The organism is Pseudomonas sp. NPDC089406 (assembly GCF_044900265.1).
GTDB lineage: Bacteria > Pseudomonadota > Gammaproteobacteria > Pseudomonadales > Pseudomonadaceae > Aquipseudomonas > Aquipseudomonas fakonensis.
Genome location: NZ_JBJDNC010000026.1, coordinates 77,924 through 99,940, shown reverse-complemented (window position 1 = coordinate 99,940; position 22,017 = coordinate 77,924). Strand labels below are relative to the sequence as shown.

Here is a 22,017-nt window from a genome sequence, read left to right as displayed (position 1 = left end):
GCCAGTGTCGGTTTCGCACAAAGCGCGGGCCTGATCCTGGGTGGCTCGATCAGCCAGAGCAACTTCCTCGGTACCGGTAACAAGGTGTCCATCGGACTGACCCGCAGCGAGTACCAGACCAAGTACAACTTCGGCTTCACCGACCCCTACTTCACCGCCGATGGCGTCAGCCTGGGCTACAACGCCTTCTACAGCAGCACCGACTACAGCGACTACTACGACGACGGCGTGTCGTACTACGCCATCAACAGCTATGGCGCCGGGGTCAGCATCGGCTACCCGATCAACGAGACCTCGCGCCTGACCTACGGGCTGACCCTGCAGCACGACGACATCAGCCCGGGCACCTACAGCGCCGACGAGATCTACGATTTCATCCAGCGCGAAGGCAAGAGCTTCAACAACCTCAAGGCTTCCATCGGCTGGTCCGAATCCACCCTCAACAAGGGCGTGCTGGCCACCCGCGGCCACGCCCAGAGCCTGACCCTGATGGCCACCACCCCCGGCAGCGACCTGTCGTTCTACAAGCTCGACTACAGCGGCCAGACCTACTTGCCCGTCACCCAGAACACCACCCTGCGCCTGCACACCAACCTGGGCTACGGCAACGGCTACGGCGCTACCGACGGCCTGCCGTTCTACGAGAACTACACCGCCGGCGGCCAGGGCTCGGTACGCGGCTTCAAGGACGGCACCCTCGGTCCGCGCAACACCCCGGCCACCGGCACGTACTCCAGCGCAGGCCAAGCCTATTACTCCGACCGCGACACCGACGCGCTGGGCGGCAACATCCTGATCACCGGCGGTGCCGAGTACCTGTTCCCGCTGCCGTTCGTGAAAGACCAACGCCAACTGCGCAGCTCGGTGTTCGTCGATGCCGGCAACGTGTACGCCGACACCTGCTACCTGAGCACCACCACCGGTTGCGGCAACGTGAGCCTGAACCAGCTGGCGGTGTCGCTGGGTGTCGGGGTGACCTGGTACAGCCCGATGGGGCCGCTCAGCTTCAGCCTGGCCGCGCCCCTGAAAAAACCGGACGGTGCCGAAACGCAAATCTTCCAGTTCTCCCTGGGCCAGACCTTCTGAAAGCTGAGCCCCCTGTAGGAGCCGGCTTGCCGGCGATGAGGCCATCCGCCACGGCATCGTGGTTTGCAGGCCTGGCGCCATCGCCGGCAAGCCGGCTCCTACAGGGGTATTACCTGCTTTTACTCCCGCTTAACCCAAGTTCACCGTGCCCTTGCCTAAGCTGGTCACTACAGAACCTCTTGCGCAGGATCCCGTATGACTCCCTTCCCAACCACCGCGCTGGCCACGGCGCTGCACGACGAAAACCCCACCCCGCTGCTGGCCCTGGTACAACAGCGCCTGGCCAGCCTGCTCGGCGCGCGCTTCACCGTGGTGCTGGCCGCCAGCGGCGATGCGGCCTGCCACTACCACCTGGCCATCCAGCACAACCGCAGCGGCCTGTCGCTGGAAGACAGCGGCCAGCTCGGCCCGGGCTTCGCCACCCACCTGCTGGCCATGGGCACACGCGCCAAGGCCATGCTCGAATCACCCACCTTCGAACGCATGGCCAACGGCAACCCGGACCAGTTGCTGGTGTGGCTCAGCGACGCCGCAAGCACACCACCTACCCTGTAGGAGCCGGCCTGCCGGCGATGAGGCCACAGCGCCGCACAACCGATCCCCGCTTTGCCGCTATACTCGCCGCCCATTTTTCAGCAAGGAAGCGTCAAATGCGCAGGCTGCTCTGCGGCGTAGTGCTAGCCACGGCCTTCACCCCCCAGGCCATGGCCGCCCCCAAGTCGTTCGCCCTTGTCGACCCCAGCGGCCAATACCTGGTGGAGGTGCTGTTCCCCGAGGTACCGCAAGACCCGCAAACACTGGCCCAGGCGCTCATCACCCTGCGCGACCGGCAAAGCCTCGAGCCGTTGCAGCAGTTGCAAACGCAAATGGACAGCCTGCCCGATGAAGACCCCGAAAGCGTCAATGACTGGCTCAGCGGCCCCTACGGCCTGCTCAGTTTCGGCGACTTCAACTTCGACGGCCGCCAGGATGTGGCCATCCGCGATGCCACCCAGGTCATGCTGACCGGCAACTACCGCTACACCGTCTACCTGCAGGACGAACAGCAAGCACACTGGGTGCAGCACAACGAACTCACTGCGCTGGCCCGTGAAACCGTACTCGGCATGTTCGATGTGGACACCGCCAACCGCCAGTTGGTGGTACTGACCAACCGCGGCTGCTGCGCGAGCCGCAGCGCCCGCTGGCAGTTCACCGACGGCAAGCTGGTGCAGCACAGCAGCGTGACCCAGGAGGAAATCCCGGCCGACCTCGATGGCCGCCAGGTCAGCATGCCGCCGGGCTACCTGATGCGCACCCGCGGCGCCTGGCAAGACGGCCAGTGGCGCGAGACCCGCAACATCGAAGGGCCGCAGATCGCAACCGCGCAGAAGCTCAACGGTACTCTCGACGGCAAGCTGCCGGTGCAGCTGTGGTTCCAGGACCAGGGCGCAGTGGTCATCGGCGAGCTGCGCTACACCCGCAGCGGCAGCGGCGCGCCTATCAGGCTGGTGGGCGAGCGTGGCGAGTACGACGGCCTGCAGTACCTGTACCTGTTCGAGTTTGCCGACGATGGCCACCAGACCGGCATCTGGAGCATCACCCCCAACCTGGAAGACCCCGGCACCTACACAGGTTACTGGGTCGACAAGAGCTACACGCAAAAACCCGAGCTGCCACTGCTACTGCGCCACGGTGGCCCGGAGCCGGCAGCGGACAAGCTCGGTGATGTGCCCGCGGGCGAGCGCAGCGGCCGCTACCAGATGCTCGCCGACTTTCTCCAGCGCAACGGCCAGCTGGACCTGGCGATTCTCCCCGAGCGCGACGCGCAAGGGCGCGAGGTGGCGGAGTTCACCCTGACCCTGAGCGATGCCAAGACCGGCACGCAGCTGATCAGCGAGCACCACCGCCTGCCGATCGAGGCCGGCAACCTGATTCTCGTGCGCGAGGGGCAGGCATCGAAGGGCAACGGGCCGTACCACATCCAGCTGGTGAAGGGCTTTGCGGTGGTCAAGTACAACGCCGCCCCCGACAACCCGCAGATGATGACCGGGATGTATCGCAAGCAGCCTTGAGGCCGGCGGGTCATGCAGTGATCTGGCAGAACCAGTGCCCCGTGGGAGCGGGTTCACCCGCGAACACCGGCGCAGCCGGTGCCATGCACCGTGTTGCTTGCTTCGCGGCTAAAGCCGCTCCCACAGGTAATGCATGAGCTTCAGGTCAGCGCCGTACCTGTAGGAGCCGGCTTGCCGGCGATAGGGCCTGCACAGGCTAAAGCTGGCACCGGCTGCGCCAGTGATCGCCGGCACAGCCAACACAAGACAGTCACTCCCACAGGCCCGAGCCCGCCCATGGCTCATGGTCAGCCCGGCATTACCCCGTCACTCAATCCTGAAACTGAAGGTGTTCTTCACATTGGCCACCGCCACCGCCTGGCCATTGACCAACCTTGGCTGGTAACGGAACCGCTTGGCCGCCGCCAGCGATGGCTTGACGAACAGCGGGTGGCAGTTGCCGACCACCTGCGGGTCCGTGACTCGCCCGCCTGGGTCTACCGTGTAGGCCACCGTGCACTCCCCTTCGATATGCCGGTCCAGCGCCCGCTGCGGGTAGTCCGGCGCTTCTTTGGCGATCGGCAGGTACTGCCGGCTGGCGGCGTCGGCCTCGGCACGGGCCTTGGCGGCAGCCGCCTGGCGCACGGCCTCGGCATCACGTGCGGCGGCCAGGCGCTGTTCCTGTTCACGTGCCTCGCGGGCCTTTTCGTCCCGCGCCAACTGCTCGCGGCGCTCGCTTTCCTGGCGCTGCTTGCGCGCCAGCTCGGCCTGCTGCTCGCGCTCGCGGCGCTCCTTTTGCTGTACCCGCTTGAGCGCAAGCGCCGCGTCCTCAACCGGCGGCGCCTGCACGGTCGGTTGCGGTTCTGGCGCAGGCGCCACCGGTGCCGGCTCCACCACCGGCGGCGCAGCCACCACCGGCTCCGGCGCCGGCAACTGCACCAGCTGGGTCTGGATCACCTGCGCCGGCGGTGCTGGCAGCTCGGGGGTGTGCGACAGGCTGAACAACAACCAGGCCGCGCCGACATGCAGGGCCACGGCAATGGCCAGCGCGCTGCCATGCTCGCGCCAGGCCGGCCACATCGGTTGCTGCAAGGTCAGGCTGGTCATGGTCACGGCGCCTCGGTAATCAGGCCCAGGCGGCTGACACCACCGCGCTGCAGCTCGGCGATGCCGGCCACTACGCTGGCGTAGTCGGTGTCGCGGTCAGCGCGCAGGTACACCTGGGTCTGCGGGTCTTGCGCCACGATGACGGCGATCTTCTCGCGCATCTGTGCGGTATCCACGGCGCTGTCGGTCTGCGCGGTGGTGTCCACCTCGCTGCCCAGGTTCCAGTAGTAACTGCCGTCGGCCTTCACCGACAGGGTGACGATGCGCTGCTGGTTCGGCGTGGGCAGCGCCTCGGCGGCCACCTTGGGCAGCTCGATCTGCACGCCCTGCACCAGCATGGGCGCGGTGACCATGAAAATCACCAGCAGCACCAGCATCACGTCGATGTAGGGCACCACGTTCATTTCGGCCTTCAGGCCATGTTTGCGCACAGGTCTGACTAGCATGCTCGGGTCTCCTCAGGCCGCTGCGGCAAGGTTCGCCGGGGCTGCCTGCAAGCGCCGTTGCAGGCGGCCCTGCAGCTCGTTGCCGAAGGCATAGTAGCGGGCGATCAGGGTTTGCGCGCGGGCCGAGAAACGGTTGTAGGCCATCACCGCAGGGATGGCCGCGAACAGGCCGATGGCAGTGGCGATCAGCGCCTCGGCAATGCCCGGGGCGACCGTGGACAGCGTCGCCTGCTGCACCTGGGACAGCCCGAGGAACGAGTTCATGATGCCCCACACGGTGCCGAACAGGCCGATGTAGGGGCTGACCGAACCCACCGTGGCGAGAAACGGCAGGCCCTTTTCCAGGCGCTCTTCCTGCTCGGCGATGGCCACCAGCAGGCTGCGCTCGACGCCCTCCAGCACGGCATCGGGCTGCTGGCCGGGTTGCAGTTGCTGGAAGCTCTGGTAGCCGGCGACGAAGATCTGCTGCAAGCCGGCATCCGCCCCCGGTGCGTTGCGCTGGGCGTCCTGGTACAACGCGCCGAGTTCGCCCGCGCGGAACTGTTTGAGGAACGCCTTGCCATGGCCTTCGGCGCGGCGCAGCAAGGTGCCGCGCCAGACGATCAGGTACCAGCTGAGCAGCGAGGCCAGCACCAGGCACAGCATCACTGCCTGCACCACCAGGCTGGCCTCGCTGACCAGGCCCCAGACGCTGGTGTGTTGCAGCGGGGTTGTCGGGGTTTGCATGTCGTGTGTCCTTTCAATCGGGGGAGCCGGCTGGCTCCTAGTCAATGGCAAAGAGGTTGCGGGGGGATGACAGCCAGGCCAAACGCGCCCCTGTGTGTGTAGGAGCGGCCTTGTGTCGCGAAAGGGCTGCGCAGCAGCCCCGACAATCCCCCATGGGCGTGGAAATCCTGGGGCCGCTACGCGCCCCTTTCGCGACACAAGGCCGCTCCTACAGCGGGGCACGTCATGGCCGGGCTGTCACTCCAACCCCAGTACCCGGGCCACCTCGGCCCAGGCCACGTACTTGTAGTTCTGGTTACCCTCGGGCATGCGCTTGCGCCCGTCCTGCACCACCAGCAGCCCCTGGCTCAAGGGCCCGCCCAGGTTCGCCGAAGTCACTTCCAGGCCATCGGTCTCGGAAGCCCCGTCGATGCCGCGCTCGGCATCCAACCCCACCTGGAAGCTGCCTCGTAGCCGGTACGGCGGCTCGGCCTCGACCACCACGTAGCGGTCGTTGCCCTGGCTCGAAATCACCAGGTAATCGCGCTGCGCACCGTGGTACAGCGCCAGGCCTTCGATATCGTCCTGCACCGGGCCACCCACGCCGATCACCTTGTGCAGGGTTGCCGGGGCACTGCTGCGGGCATCCAACGCCCACACCGCCACATCCTCCTCACCGATGAACAGGCGCTGGCGGCGGTCGTCGGCCACGCAGCCCTCGGACTGGGTCGGGGTGCTGAAGCTGCGCACCCGCTGGCCGCCGGCCTTGCCGTTGCTGCCATCCAGGCGGTACTGCTCGAAGCGCCCGTCCTTGTCGTTGACGATGGCGTCGATGGCGCCATCGGTGCCCTTGAACAGGCACAGGCCGTAAACCTCCGTCAGCCCCGTGGGCACCTGGCCGATATCGCTCAACTGGCCGCTGTCTTGGTCAATGGCGAACAGGTGCAGGCCATTGGTGTCGCGGTTGCTGGCCACCGCCAGGTCCACCTCGCGCTCGCCCAGGCGAAAACCACTGCGCACATCGACGTTGTTCAGGCGCCCCACCCGCAGGTCCTGCAGCTGCTTGCCAGCCAGGTCGTAGGCCAGCAAGCCACCCTTCTTGTCGGTGCCTAGCACGCGGCTCTGCGACGGGTCCTGCGGGTTGACCCAGATCGCCGGGTCGTCCGCCGCATCGCCCAGGCTGGGTACCCCGTCGGTCTGCGCCAGCGCGGTGACCTGCGCCGGGGCGGCCGGCAGTGGCAGCGCTTTCGGCGCCCAGGCCAGCTGCGCGCGGTGGGTGCCTTTATCGTCCACCAGCAACAGCTCCAGCCCCTTGCCGGCAGCGCGGGCGCTTACCTGCTCAGGCTCCTTGAGCGTGGCCAGCGGCACCACCCCGGCCCGGGTCCAGTGCCCGGCAGCCTGCTGATACAGGTGCAAGGCGCCCGCCGCAGGGTCCAGCGCCAGCAGCCCGCCCGGCACCACGGCCATGCCCGCGGCAGCCTTGGCCAGCCCGCCGAACGGTGCGCGCAAATCCACCGGCTCGCGCAGCAGCGGCGCCTCGGCGGCCGCCTCGTAGCGCCACAGGCCGACGTTCTCTTCGTTCACGTACAGGCTGTGGCTGGCGTCATCGGCCTGGCAAAAGCCGCTTTGCGGCGGCAGGCTCAGGGCCCGCACCTGGCGAGCCTCGGCCAGCGGCACGCCGGCATGGCCGACCAGCCACTGCTCGCCAAGGCCCTCCTCGCCCACCAGGAACAAAAAGTCGTTGCGCGCGCTGTCGCGGTACAGGCACAGGCCTTCGATGGCATAGCGGGTCTTGGGCAGGTACAGCGGCGCCGCCCACTGGCCATCGCCACCCAGGCGGGTCAGCAAGGCCTGCTGGCGCTTCTTGTCGAGGGTTGCCACCAGCAGGCCATTGGCATCGGCGCGGTGGTCGAGGGTTTCGAAACGCCCGGCCAGCTCACCGAGCACACGGCCCTGGGCATCGACCACCTGCAAGGCCTTGGCGGCCACCTGCAGGCGTTCGGCCTGGTGCATGAACGGCAGCGGCGCCAGCCACTGGCTGTATTCGCTGGCAACAGTTTGGCCCTTGAAAGCCAGGTTCGGCGCCGCGACGGCGGCGCCCTGGGCCAGGGCGATACACAGCCCCAGCATGGACAGATTGAACATACGCATCGGCAGGCAGTATCCGGGTCAGAAGTGGGTCAGGGTCAGGCCGAGCTTGTAGGTCGGGCCGTATTCTTCGTATTGCGCGTTGTAGCGGCGGTGACCGCTGTACACGTAGTAGGACTCGTCGGTGATGTTCTGCGCCTCGAAGGTCAGCTGCAGCTCGGGGGTGAGGAAGTAGCCGGCCTTGAAGTCCACGTGCAGTTGGTCGTCGGCGTACTGGTCGTGGGCCTTGTCGTCGATGGCGCCCAGCTCCAGCAGGTAGCCCGACTTGTAGTTGGCGGCCAGGCGCAGGTTGAGGCGGTCGTTCTCCCAGCCGACCATGAAGTTGCCCACGGTGTCGGACTGGTTGGGCAGGTCGATGTGGCGCTTGGCACCGGTGGCGCCCTGGTAGGTGGCGTCGGACTTGCTCAGGGTCAGGTTGGCGCCCACCAGCAGGCCGTTCCAGGGTTCGGGCAGCCAGTCGAATTTTTGCGAGTAGGCCAGCTCCAGGCCGTACAGCCGCGCGCCGCCGCCGTTCTCGAAGGTCAGCGCCTCGTCGAAGCCCAGCCACTCGCCGGTGCCGGCGAGGTCGGTGCTGTAGATGAAGTTGTCCAGGTCCTTGTAGAACAGGAACGCCGAGGCCACCCCGGCGCGGCCCATGTAGTGCTCGATGCCGAAGTCCAGGTTCATCGACTCCAGCGGTTTCAGCTCAGGGTTGCCGAACGAGGCGTCGGCGCCGTCGATGGCAAAGCCCGGGGCCAGCTGGCCGAAGGTCGGGCGCACCACGGTGTTGGTCCAGGCCGCGCGCAGGGCGGTGGCCGGCGTCAGCTGGTAGCGCGCATGCAGGCCGGGCAGCCAGTGGTCGTAGCGGTTGCTGCTGTGGATGCTCTCGTAGGTGCCTTCGCGCAGGCCCGTGCCCTTGGCGTCGAACTCGGTGCCCTCGTAGCGCAGGCCGGCGATCAGGCGCCAGTCGCCTACATCCAGGGTGTGCATCAGGTAGGCGGCGTTGATGTCCTCGCGCATGTCGAAATCGTTGATGCGCGAGGCTTCTTCGTCATAGAACGCGGCCTTGTCCAGGCTGCCGATCAGGCCCTTGATGGCGCCGGCGCTGATGCCGTTGCCGTAGTGGCCCAGGGCATAGTCGACGTTACCGCTCTGGTAGTCGGCCAGGCTCACGCCGGTGAAATCGTCATACACCCAGGTTTCGGTGTCGCTGGTCTTGTCGCGCCGGCTGACCTTGCCGCCAAACTTCACCTGCGCGCTGTTGCCGGCCAGCTCGTAGTCGCGGGCCAGGTCCAGGCGGATGTTCTTTTCCTGGTCCTTGCCGTTGACCTTCTCCCACTCCACTTCATCCAAGGTGAAGTTGTTGGGGTTGTAGAAGTCGCTGCCCACACTCAGGCGTGGCTTGGAGGTGCCGTCAAACCCCACACCGTCGAAGTCGCCGACGAACTTGGCCCCGGCAATGCCGCCCGGGTCTTTCTCGGTGGCCTGGCTGTAGCCGGCCTGGGCGTTGAGGGTCCACTGCCCGATCATGCGTTCGCCGCCGAGCACGTAGGACTGGATTTCCTGGGTGTCCTCGCGGGATTTGAGGTCGCGCCAACCCTCGGCCTCGCCACGCTGGCCCGAACCCTGCGGGTCGGCGAACTCCAGGCCCATGGCATTGCGCGTTTCGGTGTCCTTGAACTTGCTGTACAGGGTGCGCAGGTAGTAGCTGGAGTAGTCGTCGGGCTGGTAGTCGAAGTTCAGGCCAAAGCCTGTGCGCTCGCGGGTGATCTGGTAGTCGCGGGCTTCCACCTCTTCCAGGCGCGCATCGCCGCCGCTGAAGTCCCAGTTGCCGCCGGTCTCGACGTTGTCCGAGCCGAACTTGCGCTTCTGCCAGCTGAACGCCGCCGCCACGCCAAAGTTGTCGACGCCGTCGCCCAGGCTGAAGCGGTTGCTGAAGGCACCTGAGAATTTCGGGCTGGTCTTGTCGACGTTGGTGTCCTGGCTGGCCTCGCTGCTGAAGGTGTAGAACAGCCCGTCGTGGTCGAAGGCCGACAGGCTCTCTACCTCGATGGTGCCGCCCAGGGAGTTGGCGTCCATGTCCGGGGTCAGGCTCTTGACCACCGACAGCGACTGCACCAGCTCTGCCGGCAGCACGTCCAGGGCCACGGCGCGGCGGCTGCCTTCAGGGGCCGGCACCAGAGTGCCGTTGATGGTCACGCTGTTCAGGTCCGGGGCGATACCGCGCACGCTGACGAAGCGGCCTTCGCCCTGGTCGCGCTCCACCGACAGGCCCGGCACCCGCTGCAGGGCTTCGGCGGCGTTGTCGTCCGGCAACTGGCCGACGCCGTCGGCGTGCACCACGCTCTCGATGCTGTCGGAGCTCTTCTGCTCGCGCAGGGCCTTGTCGATGCTGGCAGCCTGGCCGATTACCTCGACCCGCTCCACCGCCTCTTCCTCGGCCCAGGCAGGTGCGGCGCCGATGGCGATGGCCAGCAGGCTGACCCGAAACCCGTTGCAACGGATGTGACGTAACGGCATTGCCACCTTGGAAACCCTCGTTTGCAGTGGCCCGGCGAACCCGGGAATGGCTGCGAACGCTAAAAAGGCTGTGTGGCACTTGCATGACAGAGCCCGGCAGCTAACGCCCTGGCACCGGGTTTTCGGCGGTTTTTACCGACGTTTTGAGCTCAAATGACCCCTGGCCAACAGCATCGACACTCCAACTCTGCAAGGTGCGCTACCGCGCTGGAAAATGCTCGCCCAAGTGCTCGCAGCCCCCTGTGGGAGCGGGTTCACCCGCGAACACCGGCGCAGCCGGTGCCATCTACCGCGCCGCCTGCTTCGCGGGTGAACCCGCTCCCACAGGGGCGTGCATGGCCGCCAAAATCAGCTTTGGAACACTCGCTCACCTGAGCCAAATCGACCCCCCACCCGGTAACCGAACCGTCATTCGCCTTTGTTTCCTTTGCCCCCCATCACGCCATCCGGGCCATTCGAGGAAACCCCATGCACCGCCCCCTGCTGTTCGCCGCCACCCTGCTCTGCGCCGCCATGGCCCAGGCCAGCGACACCAACCCCATCCCGCGCTCACCCGGCCAGCCCTACGCCGCCGGCACCCTTGCCGACCGCATCGTGCTCACCCCGGGGCAGAACGCCGCCACCCAGATGGCGGTCAGCTACCGCACCGACCTGGCCCAGGCCGACGCCGTGCTGCAACTGGGCCCGGCCCTGGCCGGCCCGTCGCTGGAGGCCAAAGCCAGCCAGCTCAATGGCAGCACCCAGCGCCTGGACAGCGACAACGGCCCGGCCAACTACCACCAGGTGCGCCTGGAGCACCTGCAGCCTGACACCGCCTATGTGTACCGGGTCAAGGGCAGCGCCGGCTGGAGCGAGTGGCACCAGTTCCGCACCGCCAAAGGCCAGTTCGCGCCGTTCAGTTTCGTGTACCTGGGCGACACCCAGAACGACATCCTCGCCATCGCCTCGCGCACCATCCGCCAGGCCCTGCGCAGCGTGGCGCAGCCGGCCCTGGTGGTGCACGCCGGCGACCTGGTGGCCTCGCGCGACGACCTGGCCCACGACGACGAGTGGGGCGAATGGAACCAGGCCGGTGGTTGGTCGTACGCCGCCATCCCGCAGCTGACCGCCTTCGGCAACCACGAGTACCTGGAGCAGTTGAACGCCGACGGCAGCGAAAGCCGCAGCCTGAGCCCCCACGTACCGGCCCAGTTCGCCCTGCCGCGCAACGGCGCCGAAGGGGTGGCCGACACCAGCTACTACAGCGACTACCAGAACGTGCGCTTCGTGGTGCTGGACGGCACCTCGGCCCTCGACCTGGGCACCCTGCCGGCGCAAACCGCATGGCTTGAGAACACCCTGCGCAGCAGCAAGGCGCAGTGGAACATCGTGGTCATGCACCAGCCGGTCTACACCTGCGCCCGCCCCGAAGACACCGAACCGCTGAAGGCCGCCTGGCAACCTTTGCTTGAGCGCTACAAGGTCGACCTGGTGCTGCAGGGCCACGACCACTGCTACAGCCGCCTGACCCACGCCGCCGGGCGCCAGGCCACCGCCGCCGCGCAGCGCGCCAGGCAGGCCATTGGCCCGGTGTACATGGTCTCGGTGACCGGCTCGAAAATGTATGGCCTGAACGACCGCGCCCACCGCCAGCCCGACCGCAGCGCCGAGGACACCCAGCTGTACCAGACCGTGCGGGTAGAGAAGGACCGCCTGCAGGTACGCGCCTATTCGGCCGACGACCAGTTGTACGACGCCTTCGACATCCAGCGCGACGCCAAGGGCCGCAAGTTCCTGCACGAGCCCAAGCTGGCCCTGGCCAGCGAGCGTTACTGCGACGCCAGCACCGGCCCGGACGGCCTGCCCTGCACCGCACGCGGCAAGTGAGCGTCATCGGATTGAGATAATCGGCCCGCATGCTGCCCACTGCCACCAGGGGTCCCTTGTAGGAGCGGCCTTGTGTCGCGATGGGCTGCAAAGCAGCCCCGGCGATTTTGCATGAAGCCAAGATCCGGGGGCCGCTGCGCAGCCCATCGCGACACAAGGCCGCTCCCACAGAGAGTCGCATGAGTTTCAGACCTGCACTGTAAGCTGCCGGCCTGCCGGCGATAGGGCCCGCCCAGGCCACAACAACACCAAGGACGCCCCATGCCCCCCCTGCTCAAACGCCACGGCCTGACCCTCGCCGGCCTGCTGCTGGCCTTCAACGCCGGCCTGCTCATCTACCTTGCCGCCGGCAACATCAAACCCTGGGCCGAAATCAACTGGATGGACGTGGCCGGCGAAGGCGGCACCTGCCTGATCCTCTGCGGCTGGCTGTTCATGCTGCTGCGTGGCCGACCGGCCGGCAGGGTCACCCGGTTGCTGTCCGTGGGCCTGTGCTTTACCGCGTTTTCCATGTGGATGGACACCCTCGACGAATTCATCCGCCTGCCCCCCGAGGCGATTTGGGACAACTGGCTGGAAACCGCCCCCATGCCAGTAGGCATGCTGCTGTTGACCCTCGGCATGTACCACCTGCAGCAGGAGCAACGCGCCATCAGCGAGCAGATGCGCAAGCGCGAACAGCTGTTCCGCGAGCACCGTCTGTTCGACAAGCTCACCCCGCTGGCCGGCGCCCAGTACCTGCGCCAGCACCTGCAACAGGCCATCGCCCAGGCCAGCACCGAACAGCAGCCGCTGTCGCTGGTGGCCATCGACCTGGACGACTTCAACCAGGTCAACCAGCGCTATGGCCAGGACGAAGGCGACCAGGTGCTGCAAGTAGTGGCGCAGTTGCTGCTGCTCAACCTGCGCCAGCAGGACATGCTCTGCCGCCTGGCCGGCGATCGTTTCGTCGCGGTGCTGCCCAACACCGGTGAGCGCCAGGCCCAGGCCATGGCCGAGGCGCTGCGCCAAAGCATCGCCCATCTGGCCCACCACACCGCCCGCCACGGCGAACGCCTGCAACTGGCTGCCAGCGTTGCCTGCGTGATGGCTGTAGATGAAGACGAGGCGCAGTTGCTCAAGCGCCTCAACCAGGCCCTGGCCCGGGCCAAGCCACGCCAGGTGCGCAGCGCATGAACGGCTACGACAGCGACAGCCGTTTCATTGCCGCCCACCACCTGCCCGCCGCGCTGATCGACCTGGCGCGCTCGCGGCACATCGACACACACCACCTGCTGCGCGGTTGCGGGCTGTTCTACGAGGACATCATCACAGGCACCGCGCAGCTCAGCCCGCAGCAGTTCCTGCGCCTGATCGCCAACGCCCGGCGCCTGCTGGACGCCGCCGACAGCAGCTTTCTCTATGGCCAGCGCCTGTGGCCCGGGCACTACGGCGCCGCCAGCCTGCTGCTGGAGCAGGCCGACCACCTGCTGCAGGCGCTGGAGCGCCTGAGCCAGTACCGCGCCCTGCTGTCGCCGCTGCTGACCCCGGTGCTGCGCCTGGACGAGCAGTACCTGCACCTGTACTGGCGCGAAAGCTGCGCCATGGGCGAGCAGACCCTGTTCCTGCTCGAAGCCAGCATGACCGCCGTGGTCGCCCTGGCCCGCCGTCAACAGCACGAGCAGTTGCCGTGGCGCTTTCAGTTCGCCCACCCGGAGCCTGGGTATGTGGAGCAGTACTGGGTGCACCTGGGCGATGCGCTGGCCTTCGACTGCCCGTGCACGGTGATGAGCGTGCCCCGCGAATACCTGCTGCGCCCCTGGCCCGGCGCCGGCTCCACCGCCCAGCAGGTGGCGCGCCAGGCGTGCGATGCGCAATTGAACACCTGGGGTTGGCAGACGAGTTTTCTCGACCAGTTGCACGACCATCTGCTCGCCCAACTGCGCCAGCCCCTGAGCCTTGAGCGCGTCGCCTGCGCCTTCGCCACCAGCCCGGCCTCGTTCAAGCGCCGCCTGGCGCGCCAGGGTACGCATTTTCAGGAACAGCTCGACTGTGCCCGGCGCGATCTGGCGTTGTACCTGTATCAGGTCAAGGGGTATGGCAACGACGAGGTGGCGCAGATGCTGGGGTTCAACGACAACACCAATTTGCGCCGCTCGTTCAAGCGCTGGACCGGGCGCTTGCCGAGTGAGCTCAAACCCCTGGCGGGAGGGGCTTCGCTGTAGGGGCGGGCTTGCGAGCAAGCAAGTTTTCGCCGGAGCCTCTATGCCCTGATGCGGCCTGAAGACATGCACCAAGGCTGGCAACCATGGCCTGACAGGCATGGCCACGTTGCAACAAATGTGGGAGCGGGTTTACCCGCGAAGCGCCGCGCGGGCGGCGCTCGATCTTGAGAGCGCTGCAAAGCTTTCGTCTGGCACCTGTATGCCCTGATGCACTCTGGAGACTTACACCTCGAAGCCTCGATACATCCCTGAAGCCACACCTGCGACCTCAATCATTGTTGGGGTGATCGCATTAGGGCTGCCAGGTGTTCGACCAAAACTCTCCTGCGCCTATAAAACCGAGCGCCTAAGAGAGATACCTTTAAGCCCCCTCTGCTTATAGTGGGTGTTTTTAAATGAGTGCTGGCAGTGAACAGACATCCGTGTCCAGTCACACCCCATACAAGCGCAGGTAGAGGACGTTGTAGCCACCGTGGCTCCCTACCCTCCCTTCAGTGTTCAACTGTGAATACGCTCAATGGGATTTTCCGCAGCTCCCACTGTCCAAGATTAGAACTTTTCCTATAGATCTGCCCTCCCGTTTCCAGTAGCCTCCGCGCGCCAGCTTAAAGACTGGTTTGTCTATGGACGAAAGACGCAAGGACGATGCTCGATGATTTCTTCTGCTCGACTGGGTGACAAACACGTCTGCCCATTGCCCGGTCACGGGACTAACCCTATCGCTTCCGCATCCGGTGACGTAAACATCAACTTCATGGGGTCTGCCCGTGTGGGAGATACCTGTGGGTGTGGGGCAGTCATCACTACAGGCTTCCCGTCTATTCAAGTGAATGGCCGTCCCATGGCATGGTATGCGCAGATAGGGACGACCAGCGCTCAAGCGATAGGGGCTGCGAATGGTGCAGCTGCTATGGCCATTTGGACTGAGCGAGTAGGCCAGAATCGTCCATGGGACCACAAGCCGATAATCCATGCGAAGTTTGGCGGCTATCGGCACAAACAGGGTAAATACGACTACTTCTATGATATCTGGTCGAACATACATTACGGCTATGTTGGCAGGGCTGGGGGGCTTTCCGAAAGCGTGCTGGCCGATGGTGCTGGGGTTGAACAGTACGCATCAGACGCCATCAGGAAAGTGTTTGATTGGGAAAATCGCAGAGGACCACACGCGACAGAAGGCGTAGAAGGTGCGAAAGTCTACGACGATGCTCCCGACCGGATATCAATCAGCATAGGCATCGAACTATTCACCGAACACCCTAACGGGGGTATTACCGCAAAGATGATCATGGATAAGGTTCTTGCTGTAAAGCCAGAGGATTGGGGAGATGGCGTTCGTGCCCACGTGTGTAACCAAGATGGGTAAGGGCCGTGTGATGTTCCTGGCCCTTCTTGTATCGTTGGCATTTTGGTATGGGACGTTGCCAAGGGTAGCCGTTCATTATCCAAAAGAGGGTAAGCAGGAGTTACACTATATTTGGAACACTCAGCACCGCATCGACAAGGGCGAAATACTACCCGGCCAATCAACCGCAGACATCGGCCACGTGTTCCCCGATAAGGACTTTTTCATGATGTTCGATTGGTGGTCAGACAAGGGCTTTCAGAGATGCATCAACATCACTCCAAGATGGGGAGCCACGACAGAAATCAATCTTGATTCTACTGGCAGGATAGATACAGACAAGACCCCCCCTGACGTAGTTGCTCGTCTGAAACAATGCGAGGGAGAGCGAGACCCCTTCCGCCCCTAATTGATTGTTTCAGCAGGAAAAGAACGTTGTACCCCGGGCTATAACAATCAATGGGCGCTTTTCCGAGGTGCGGTCAGCGTATCGGATTCTTCTTTTCATATCGCTGAGCCGCCCGGAAGAGACGCTGCAATTCCTTTTCCTGTGCGCTCAACTGAGGGGTGCTCCTACCCCGATTGACAACCCTTAATGCCGCTTGCCGATTGACCTTCTCGCGCTCGACCAAATGGACGACCGCATTCTGAATCGACACACGCTTGAAGCCCGCCCCCTCCAGCTCAAGCCAGCGTCGATTAACCAGCAAGCGTAATGTTGCGTGAGACATGCGCCAAGGCTGGCAACCATGGCCTGACAGGTACGGCACGTTGCAACAAATGTGGGAGCGGGTTTATCGGGGTGCCGAACCACCGCGAAGCGCCGCGCGGGCGGTGCTCGGTTTCATAGGCGCAGGAGAGTTTTCGTCGAACACCTGGCAGCCCTGCTGCGATCAATCCAGCCATGATCTGGGTCGAACGGAGAAGGAGTGGCTTCAGGTTGCAACGGGGCTTCGAGGCGCACGCCTCCAGAGTGCATCAGGGCATACAGGTGCCCGACGAAAGCTTTGCAGCGCTCTCAAGATCGAGCGCCGCCCGCGCGGCGCTTCGCGGTGGTTCGGCACCCCGATAAACCCGCTCCCACATTTGTTGCAACGTGGCCATGCCTGTCAGGCCATGGTTGCCAGCCTTGGTGCATGTCTCAAGGCGGCATCAGGGCATCAACGCGCATGTCTTCATGCCGCATCAGGGCGCCTTGGTACAGAGCACCGAGCATGTGAACTGCGCCCTGGCCAAGGCACTGAAGCCACGGGCGCGCCCCCTGTAGGAGCCGGCTTGCCGGCGATGAGGCCGCTTTGCGGCCTGACTTATCGGATTTTCCCTATTCCATGTAGGACGTTTCCCAAACAAGCTTTTCCACGCGTTCAGCCATTGCCCAGGCCCGTTTCGGTCACTAGTCTCGGCCAGCCGCTGCATATTCAGCGGTCAGTTTTGACAGACTGTTTCGACTACTGATCACGCGTGCAACCTCAATGGCGGCTGTACGTGGGGCACTTTCGAGTGCGCCGAGTTCAGTGTCCTCGGTCTGTCAACCCACGTACTGCTGCCACCTTCCTGTTTGACAGCGGGTCTCTGGTAGTCCCTACAGACACTGAGGTCACTATGCTGAAGATTGTCCCCGATCCACCCCACCCTCACCTTTTCGAAGACACCTTGGTGCAGACCACCGAGCATGTGAATTGCGCGCTGGCCGTCACCCATCAATCCCTGTTGCTCAGTACTCGTTCGCCGGGTTCGTTCCTGTTGTTGGCGGCGATGCATGAGCTGGAAAGCGTGCGCACCTTGCTGGAGGCGCTGCTGGCGCAAGTGCAGCAAGTGTCCGAGGCGCCGCAGACGGTGCATTGATGGCTTTGTAGGCAGGTTGGCCCTATCGCCGGCAAGCCGGCTCCTACAGGGCACGTGCCTGGGTTATGCTCGCTGGCCACCCAGGAGCCCACGCCATGCAGCTCACCTTCAGCCACGTCGATGTGCTGGTCAGCCAGCTCGAACAAGCCTGCGATTACTACCGGCAGGTGCTAAGCGCCGAGATTTCCACCACCCAGGTGTGGCAGCGCGGCGGCCTGCATGTGCGCTACGCCATCGCGCGCATGGGCAAGGAGCGGTTCATGCTGGTGCAGCCGCTGGCCGGCAATCTGAAAGCACTGCTCGATACCCATGGCGAGGGGATGATCTACCGCCACTGCTACTCCACCCCGGACATCGAGCTGGCCTATGACGAACTGGTGGCCAGCGGTGTGCAGCCGGAAGACGAGAATGGCCAGCCCCTGGCCCGCGAGGCCCTGACCTCGCCAGCCGGGGCGCGGATCATCTGGTTGCCCAAGCGATTCGGGCATTTTTCCATCGAGATCATCGAGGCGGCGGGGTTGGAGGCGTTTATCGACAGGGCATTTGCCCCAGCACTTGATTGACCTGCAATGCTCGCCTGTAGGAGCGGCCTTGTATCGCGAAAGGGCTGCGAAGCAGCCCCGGCGATTGATGCGGCAAAGCTGACATCCTGGGGCCGCTTCGCAGCCCTTTCGCGACACAAGGCCGCTCCTACAAGGATCGCATCCGCCTGACAGCGCCCTACCCCACCACAAACTGCCCCGCCAGCGCCATCACCCCAACCAGCAACACCACCACCCCCAGCATCGTGGTCATCACCTCCGGCGTCGAACCGCTCAACCAAATACCCCGCCGGGGGTAGTGACCGAAGGTCAGCAAGCGCAACACCAACCAGCCGATGGGGTAACACACCACCCGCATCAGCACTGCGAGCAAGTCGTAAAACAGCGATTCCTGCATGTCACCTGCACTCCTTGCAAAACCTTCTGAAAAAAACCAAAGCTGCCGCGTCTATACACCACGCCGCATTCCCCGCCTAGCCTCCCTGCCCGCAACACCCTTGCGCATAACCCTGGCATACCAAGGGTTTTTCCCTGCCAAACCCTGCATAAAACTTCGAAAATTGCGAGTAATCGAACGTAATTGCAAAATACAATCAAAGCTTATTGATAAGTATTCTCATTCTGTTTAATAATTCTTAACTCAGTTGGCCAGCGGCCACCCGTGAGAATGCAACACTCCTTCGACGCTATTTAAAGGATCAACGCCATGCGCGTATTGGTGGTGGAAGACGACCCCTCGGTCAGTCACTGGTTGGGCAGCAAGCTGCATGCGTGCGGGCACAACTGCAGGATGACCGACAACGGCGAAGGCGCCCTGGACATGATCCTGCGCGAAGCCTTCGACGTGGTGATCCTCGACCGCGTTCTGCCCAAGATGGACGGCATCGAAGTACTCAACCAGCTCACCGGCAAGCCGCGCCCGCCGATCCTGGTGCTGTCCGCAAACGATCAGACCGCCGACCGCGTCGAAGGCCTGCGCGCCGGCGCCGACGATTACCTGGGCAAGCCGTTCGACTTCACCGAGCTGCTGCTGCGTCTGGAGCTGCTCGCCCGCCGCCACCAGCAGCACGCCCACGACGAGGTGCTGCAAATCGACGAGTTGCAGGTGGACCTGAGCCGGCGCACGGTCAGCCGCGACGGCCAGCGCATCGACCTCACCGACAAGGAGTTCAAGCTGCTGCAGGTACTGGCCGAGCACCGCGGCCAGACCGTCACCCGCAGCATGCTGCTGGAGCGGGTGTGGGGCTACCACTTCGACCCGCAGACCAACCTGATCGACGTGCACCTGTCCAAGCTGCGCACCAAGATCGACAAGGGCTTCGAACGCCAGATGATCCGCACCATACGCGCCATCGGCTATGTCCTTGGTTAACGCCTATGGCCTGCGCCAGTTGCTCAACACCAGCAACTTTCGCCAGGCCTCGACCATCGCCTTCGTCTGCCTGCTGGTGTCGCTGATCTCGATCGTGTGCAGCAACCACCTGCTCGAAGTGGTAACCCGCAGCCACGTGCGCGACATGATCCTCAACGACGTGCGCTCCCAGCAGTTGCACGGCAGCCTGCGCAGCACCGCGCAAGTGGTGGCGGCGCTGCAGCAGCGCGAACCCACCGAGGCGCGCAAGGAGCACCTGCCCACGGTGGTCGATGCCCAGGGCCAGCTGCGCTATGGCAACGCCTGGCTGGTGCCGCAGTTCGACTGCGCCGGCGGCTGCCTGGGCAACTGGCGCCATGCCGTGGTGCCCGGTGGCAACGGCACGGCGGAGATCCTCGGCCTGCTGGTGCCGCTGGCCGACGGCGGCAGCTACTTCAGCGCCTACAACCTGCGGCCGATGCTCGAACGCACGCGGATCATCCCGCTGATGGCCGGCGCCACCATGCTGCTGGTGCTGCTGTTGATCCTGCTCACCAGCCTGCCCTTCAGCCGGCGCAACCTGGAGCGCATCAACCACATCCGCGATGCCCTGGCCCGCTACGCCAGTGGCGAGCACGGCTCGCGGGTGGCCTGCCACAGCGACGGCGACGAGTTCGACCAGCTCGGTAGCGAGGTCAACCACAGCTTGCAGCGCATCGACCGGCTGATGGAGGAAGTGAAGAACATCACCAGCCACATCGCCCACGAGCTGCGCACCCCGCTGACCCGCCTGCAGGCCCGCCTGCTGAGCGTGGCCGAGCAGTTGCAGGACGAGCCGGCGCGGGCCGAGCTGATGCAGGCGGTGTCCGACAGCGAACGCATCCAGAGCCTGTTCCGCGCGGTGATGCGCATTGGCGAGGTGGAAACCGGCCGCTGCGCCCACCAGTTCGACAGCCACAGCGCGCAGGAGCTGCTGCAGGACATCGCCGACTACTACCAACCGCTTGCCGAGGAGCGTGACTGCCAGTTGAACGTGCAGTGCAGCCCGCGGGTGAGGGTGTACGGCGACCGCGCGCTGCTGTTCCAGGCCCTGGCCAACCTGGTGGACAACGCCCTGAAGTACTCGCCCAAGGGCTCGCCGATCACCCTGCGCGGCGAGCAGGTGCGCAACCGTTCGCGGTTGTGCGTGGCCGACCGCGGCCGCGGCATCCCCGACGCGCTCAACGACCGCGCCATGGCCCGCTTCCAGCGCCTGGACACCAGCGGCAACGTGCCCGGCAACGGCCTGGGCCTGACCCTAACCCGCGCCATCTGCGACCTGCACGGCGGCCAGCTGTTGCTGATCGACAACCAGCCCGGGCTGTGCGCGATGCTGGAGATCAAGGCCCCCGCAGCCCCCGTTTCTACACGCCCCCTGTAGGAGCCGGCTTGCCGGCGATAGGGCCGGCACAGGCGAATGCTGGCACCGGCTGTGCCGGTGATCGCCGGCAAGCCGGCTCTCATAGAACAAAACACAACTCATTGATTTAGCAGGGCCCTGTGGGAGCGGGTTTACCCGCGAACACCGGCGAAGCCGGTGCCAGACTCCGCGTCGCTTGCTTCGCGGGTAAACCCGCTCCCACAGGGTATGTCGCGCGCTTACGAATTCTGTTCTCTGCGCGACAGCGCAGCCCAAAGGGCTGGGTGATCTCCTACAGGATCGCGCGAAGCCCGAACCATGCGCCGTACCTGTGGGAGCGGCTTTAGCCGCGAAGCAGGCACCGCGCTAGATGGCACCGGCTGCGCCGGTGTTCGCGGCTAAAGCCGCTCCCACAGAATCTTCGTTAAATCAACGAGTTGTGATTTGTTCCTTAGGAGCGAGCTTGCCCCGCGATGGGGCCTGGCCGGGTAACAGCGCTTGCCTTGCTGGCCTCATCGCCGGCAAGCCGGCTCCTACAGGAATGCGGCAAAACCTCTCACTTCCTTAAGCATTCTTAATACACCCGCCCTTGCCCGGTACATGAGAATAAATCTTAATACCAACCACTTCCCATCCACCCCTTCGCCCACCGGAGCCCGCCATGCTCAAGCGCTTCAAACAGTTCCTCAACGATGAAAGCGGTGTCACCGCCATCGAATACGGCATCCTCGCCGCCGCCATGGCTGCTGCCATCGGCGTGATCTTCGGCTCCGACGGTGTGTTCGTCACCGCGCTGAAGGAACGCTTCTCCTCCATCGCCGACCAGATCACCAACACCAACGCCCCCGGCCAGTAACCCGGAGCCCGGAGCGCCCCATGGACAACACCCTCGCCCTCTTCGTGCTGCTGCCGGCGCTGGTGTTCGTGGTCGGCTCCGACCTGCTCTACCGGCGCATCCACAACCTGCTGGTGCTGGTGCTGCTGGCGCTGTGGTTCGTACAACCGGCCGCCGCCCTGCTGGGCTTCGGCCCCTGGCAACAGCTGGACACCCTCGGCGTGTTCAGCGCCATGGGCGCCTGCCTGCTGGGCGCGGCACTGGTGCTGCTGGTGGGCTGCGGGCTGTTCTTCCTGGGCCGGGTCGGCGCCGGCGACGTCAAGCTGATGGCCGTGATCTGCCTGTGGGTCGGGCCTGCCGACCAACTGGCGTTTCTGATCGTCACGGCACTGGCCGGCGGCCTGCTGGCCCTGGGCTTGCCGCTGCTGGCGCGTATCGAGCAGTTGCTCGGCCACGGCGTGCAGCGCCTGGCCCGGCGCTTTCCGCGCCTGGGCATCCAGACCCCGATCGTGATCACCGAACACTGCCCGCAGGGCATCCCCTACGGGCTGGCCATCGTCACCGGTGCCCTCTACATCCTGTTCATTCCCATCCATTCCTGAG

At 64.9% G+C, this 22,017-nt stretch carries 20 protein-coding genes; 14 read left to right on the top strand and 6 right to left on the bottom strand.

Annotated elements, in window-relative coordinates; translation table 11 throughout:
* The 3 genes from bamA to ACI2KK_RS18800 all read left to right on the top strand — a co-directional run.
* A partial coding sequence (bamA, locus tag ACI2KK_RS18810) for an outer membrane protein assembly factor BamA (RefSeq protein ID WP_404670070.1) occupies window positions 1-1,086 on the top strand: 1,086 nt, incomplete at its 5' end.
* Between the two features lie 195 nt (window positions 1,087-1,281).
* Window positions 1,282-1,641: a hypothetical protein gene (locus tag ACI2KK_RS18805; protein ID WP_404670069.1), complete on the top strand. Its 360-nt coding sequence runs from the start codon at window positions 1,282-1,284 to the stop codon at window positions 1,639-1,641.
* Between the two features lie 95 nt (window positions 1,642-1,736).
* Window positions 1,737-3,140, top strand: coding sequence for an XAC2610-related protein (locus ACI2KK_RS18800; protein ID WP_404670068.1), 1,404 nt, complete (start codon window positions 1,737-1,739; stop codon window positions 3,138-3,140).
* A 306-nt stretch (window positions 3,141-3,446) separates the two neighbouring features.
* Here ACI2KK_RS18800 and ACI2KK_RS18795 read toward each other — a convergent pair whose 3' ends face one another.
* From ACI2KK_RS18795 to ACI2KK_RS18775, 5 genes are all read right to left on the bottom strand, one after another.
* Window positions 3,447-4,226 (bottom strand): TonB family protein, encoded by a 780-nt coding sequence (locus tag ACI2KK_RS18795; RefSeq protein ID WP_404670067.1) that lies wholly within the window; start codon window positions 4,224-4,226, stop codon window positions 3,447-3,449.
* 2 nt (window positions 4,227-4,228) lie between these two features.
* Entirely contained in the window at window positions 4,229-4,672 is a 444-nt protein-coding gene (gene tolR / locus ACI2KK_RS18790; RefSeq protein ID WP_404670066.1) for a protein TolR, read from the bottom strand.
* A gap of 12 nt (window positions 4,673-4,684) precedes the next feature.
* Complete coding sequence (gene tolQ, locus ACI2KK_RS18785; protein ID WP_404670065.1) at window positions 4,685-5,398, bottom strand: protein TolQ; 714 nt, start codon at window positions 5,396-5,398, stop codon at window positions 4,685-4,687.
* 237 nt (window positions 5,399-5,635) lie between these two features.
* Window positions 5,636-7,528 (bottom strand): phytase, encoded by a 1,893-nt coding sequence (locus ACI2KK_RS18780; protein ID WP_404670064.1) that lies wholly within the window; start codon window positions 7,526-7,528, stop codon window positions 5,636-5,638.
* An 18-nt stretch (window positions 7,529-7,546) separates the two neighbouring features.
* Entirely contained in the window at window positions 7,547-10,024 is a 2,478-nt protein-coding gene (locus ACI2KK_RS18775; protein ID WP_404670063.1) for a TonB-dependent receptor, read from the bottom strand.
* Between the two features lie 468 nt (window positions 10,025-10,492).
* Here ACI2KK_RS18775 and ACI2KK_RS18770 point away from each other — a divergent pair, with 468 nt between their 5' ends.
* From ACI2KK_RS18770 to ACI2KK_RS18740, 7 genes are all read left to right on the top strand, one after another.
* Window positions 10,493-11,890: a fibronectin type III domain-containing protein gene (locus tag ACI2KK_RS18770; protein ID WP_404670062.1), complete on the top strand. Its 1,398-nt coding sequence runs from the start codon at window positions 10,493-10,495 to the stop codon at window positions 11,888-11,890.
* Window positions 11,891-12,151: 261 nt separating this feature from the next.
* Window positions 12,152-13,066 (top strand): GGDEF domain-containing protein, encoded by a 915-nt coding sequence (locus ACI2KK_RS18765; protein WP_404670061.1) that lies wholly within the window; start codon window positions 12,152-12,154, stop codon window positions 13,064-13,066.
* Window positions 13,063-14,094, top strand: a complete 1,032-nt coding sequence (locus tag ACI2KK_RS18760) for an AraC family transcriptional regulator ligand-binding domain-containing protein (protein ID WP_404670060.1) — start codon at window positions 13,063-13,065, stop codon at window positions 14,092-14,094. The genes ACI2KK_RS18765 and ACI2KK_RS18760 overlap by 4 nt, the downstream gene beginning before the upstream one ends.
* A gap of 652 nt (window positions 14,095-14,746) precedes the next feature.
* Window positions 14,747-15,463, top strand: a complete 717-nt coding sequence (locus tag ACI2KK_RS18755) for a polymorphic toxin type 44 domain-containing protein (protein WP_404670059.1) — start codon at window positions 14,747-14,749, stop codon at window positions 15,461-15,463.
* A 10-nt stretch (window positions 15,464-15,473) separates the two neighbouring features.
* On the top strand, window positions 15,474-15,851 hold the full coding sequence (locus ACI2KK_RS18750) for a hypothetical protein (RefSeq protein WP_404670058.1): 378 nt from the start codon (window positions 15,474-15,476) through the stop codon (window positions 15,849-15,851).
* A 1,193-nt stretch (window positions 15,852-17,044) separates the two neighbouring features.
* Window positions 17,045-17,287 (top strand): hypothetical protein, encoded by a 243-nt coding sequence (locus ACI2KK_RS18745; RefSeq protein ID WP_404670057.1) that lies wholly within the window; start codon window positions 17,045-17,047, stop codon window positions 17,285-17,287.
* 95 nt (window positions 17,288-17,382) lie between these two features.
* Window positions 17,383-17,850, top strand: coding sequence for a VOC family protein (locus ACI2KK_RS18740; protein WP_404670056.1), 468 nt, complete (start codon window positions 17,383-17,385; stop codon window positions 17,848-17,850).
* Between the two features lie 157 nt (window positions 17,851-18,007).
* Here ACI2KK_RS18740 and ACI2KK_RS18735 read toward each other — a convergent pair whose 3' ends face one another.
* Window positions 18,008-18,226 carry a hypothetical protein gene (locus ACI2KK_RS18735; RefSeq protein ID WP_404670055.1) on the bottom strand — a complete coding sequence of 73 codons (219 nt, stop codon included), beginning with the start codon at window positions 18,224-18,226 and terminating at the stop codon, window positions 18,008-18,010.
* 309 nt (window positions 18,227-18,535) lie between these two features.
* Between ACI2KK_RS18735 and ACI2KK_RS18730 the strand changes: the two genes are divergently transcribed.
* The 4 genes from ACI2KK_RS18730 (at window position 18,536) to ACI2KK_RS18715 (ending at window position 22,016) form a co-directional block, all read left to right on the top strand.
* Complete coding sequence (locus ACI2KK_RS18730; RefSeq protein ID WP_217842940.1) at window positions 18,536-19,201, top strand: response regulator transcription factor; 666 nt, start codon at window positions 18,536-18,538, stop codon at window positions 19,199-19,201.
* Complete coding sequence (locus ACI2KK_RS18725; protein WP_404670054.1) at window positions 19,188-20,600, top strand: sensor histidine kinase; 1,413 nt, start codon at window positions 19,188-19,190, stop codon at window positions 20,598-20,600. Before ACI2KK_RS18730 ends, ACI2KK_RS18725 begins: the two co-directional genes overlap by 14 nt.
* Before the next feature lie 640 nt (window positions 20,601-21,240).
* The gene (locus ACI2KK_RS18720; RefSeq protein ID WP_217842937.1) at window positions 21,241-21,435 is read left to right on the top strand and encodes a Flp family type IVb pilin; all 195 of its coding nucleotides are present in this window, start codon (window positions 21,241-21,243) and stop codon (window positions 21,433-21,435) included.
* Between the two features lie 20 nt (window positions 21,436-21,455).
* The gene (locus ACI2KK_RS18715; RefSeq protein WP_217842936.1) at window positions 21,456-22,016 is read left to right on the top strand and encodes a prepilin peptidase; all 561 of its coding nucleotides are present in this window, start codon (window positions 21,456-21,458) and stop codon (window positions 22,014-22,016) included.
* Window position 22,017 lies beyond the last annotated feature (1 nt).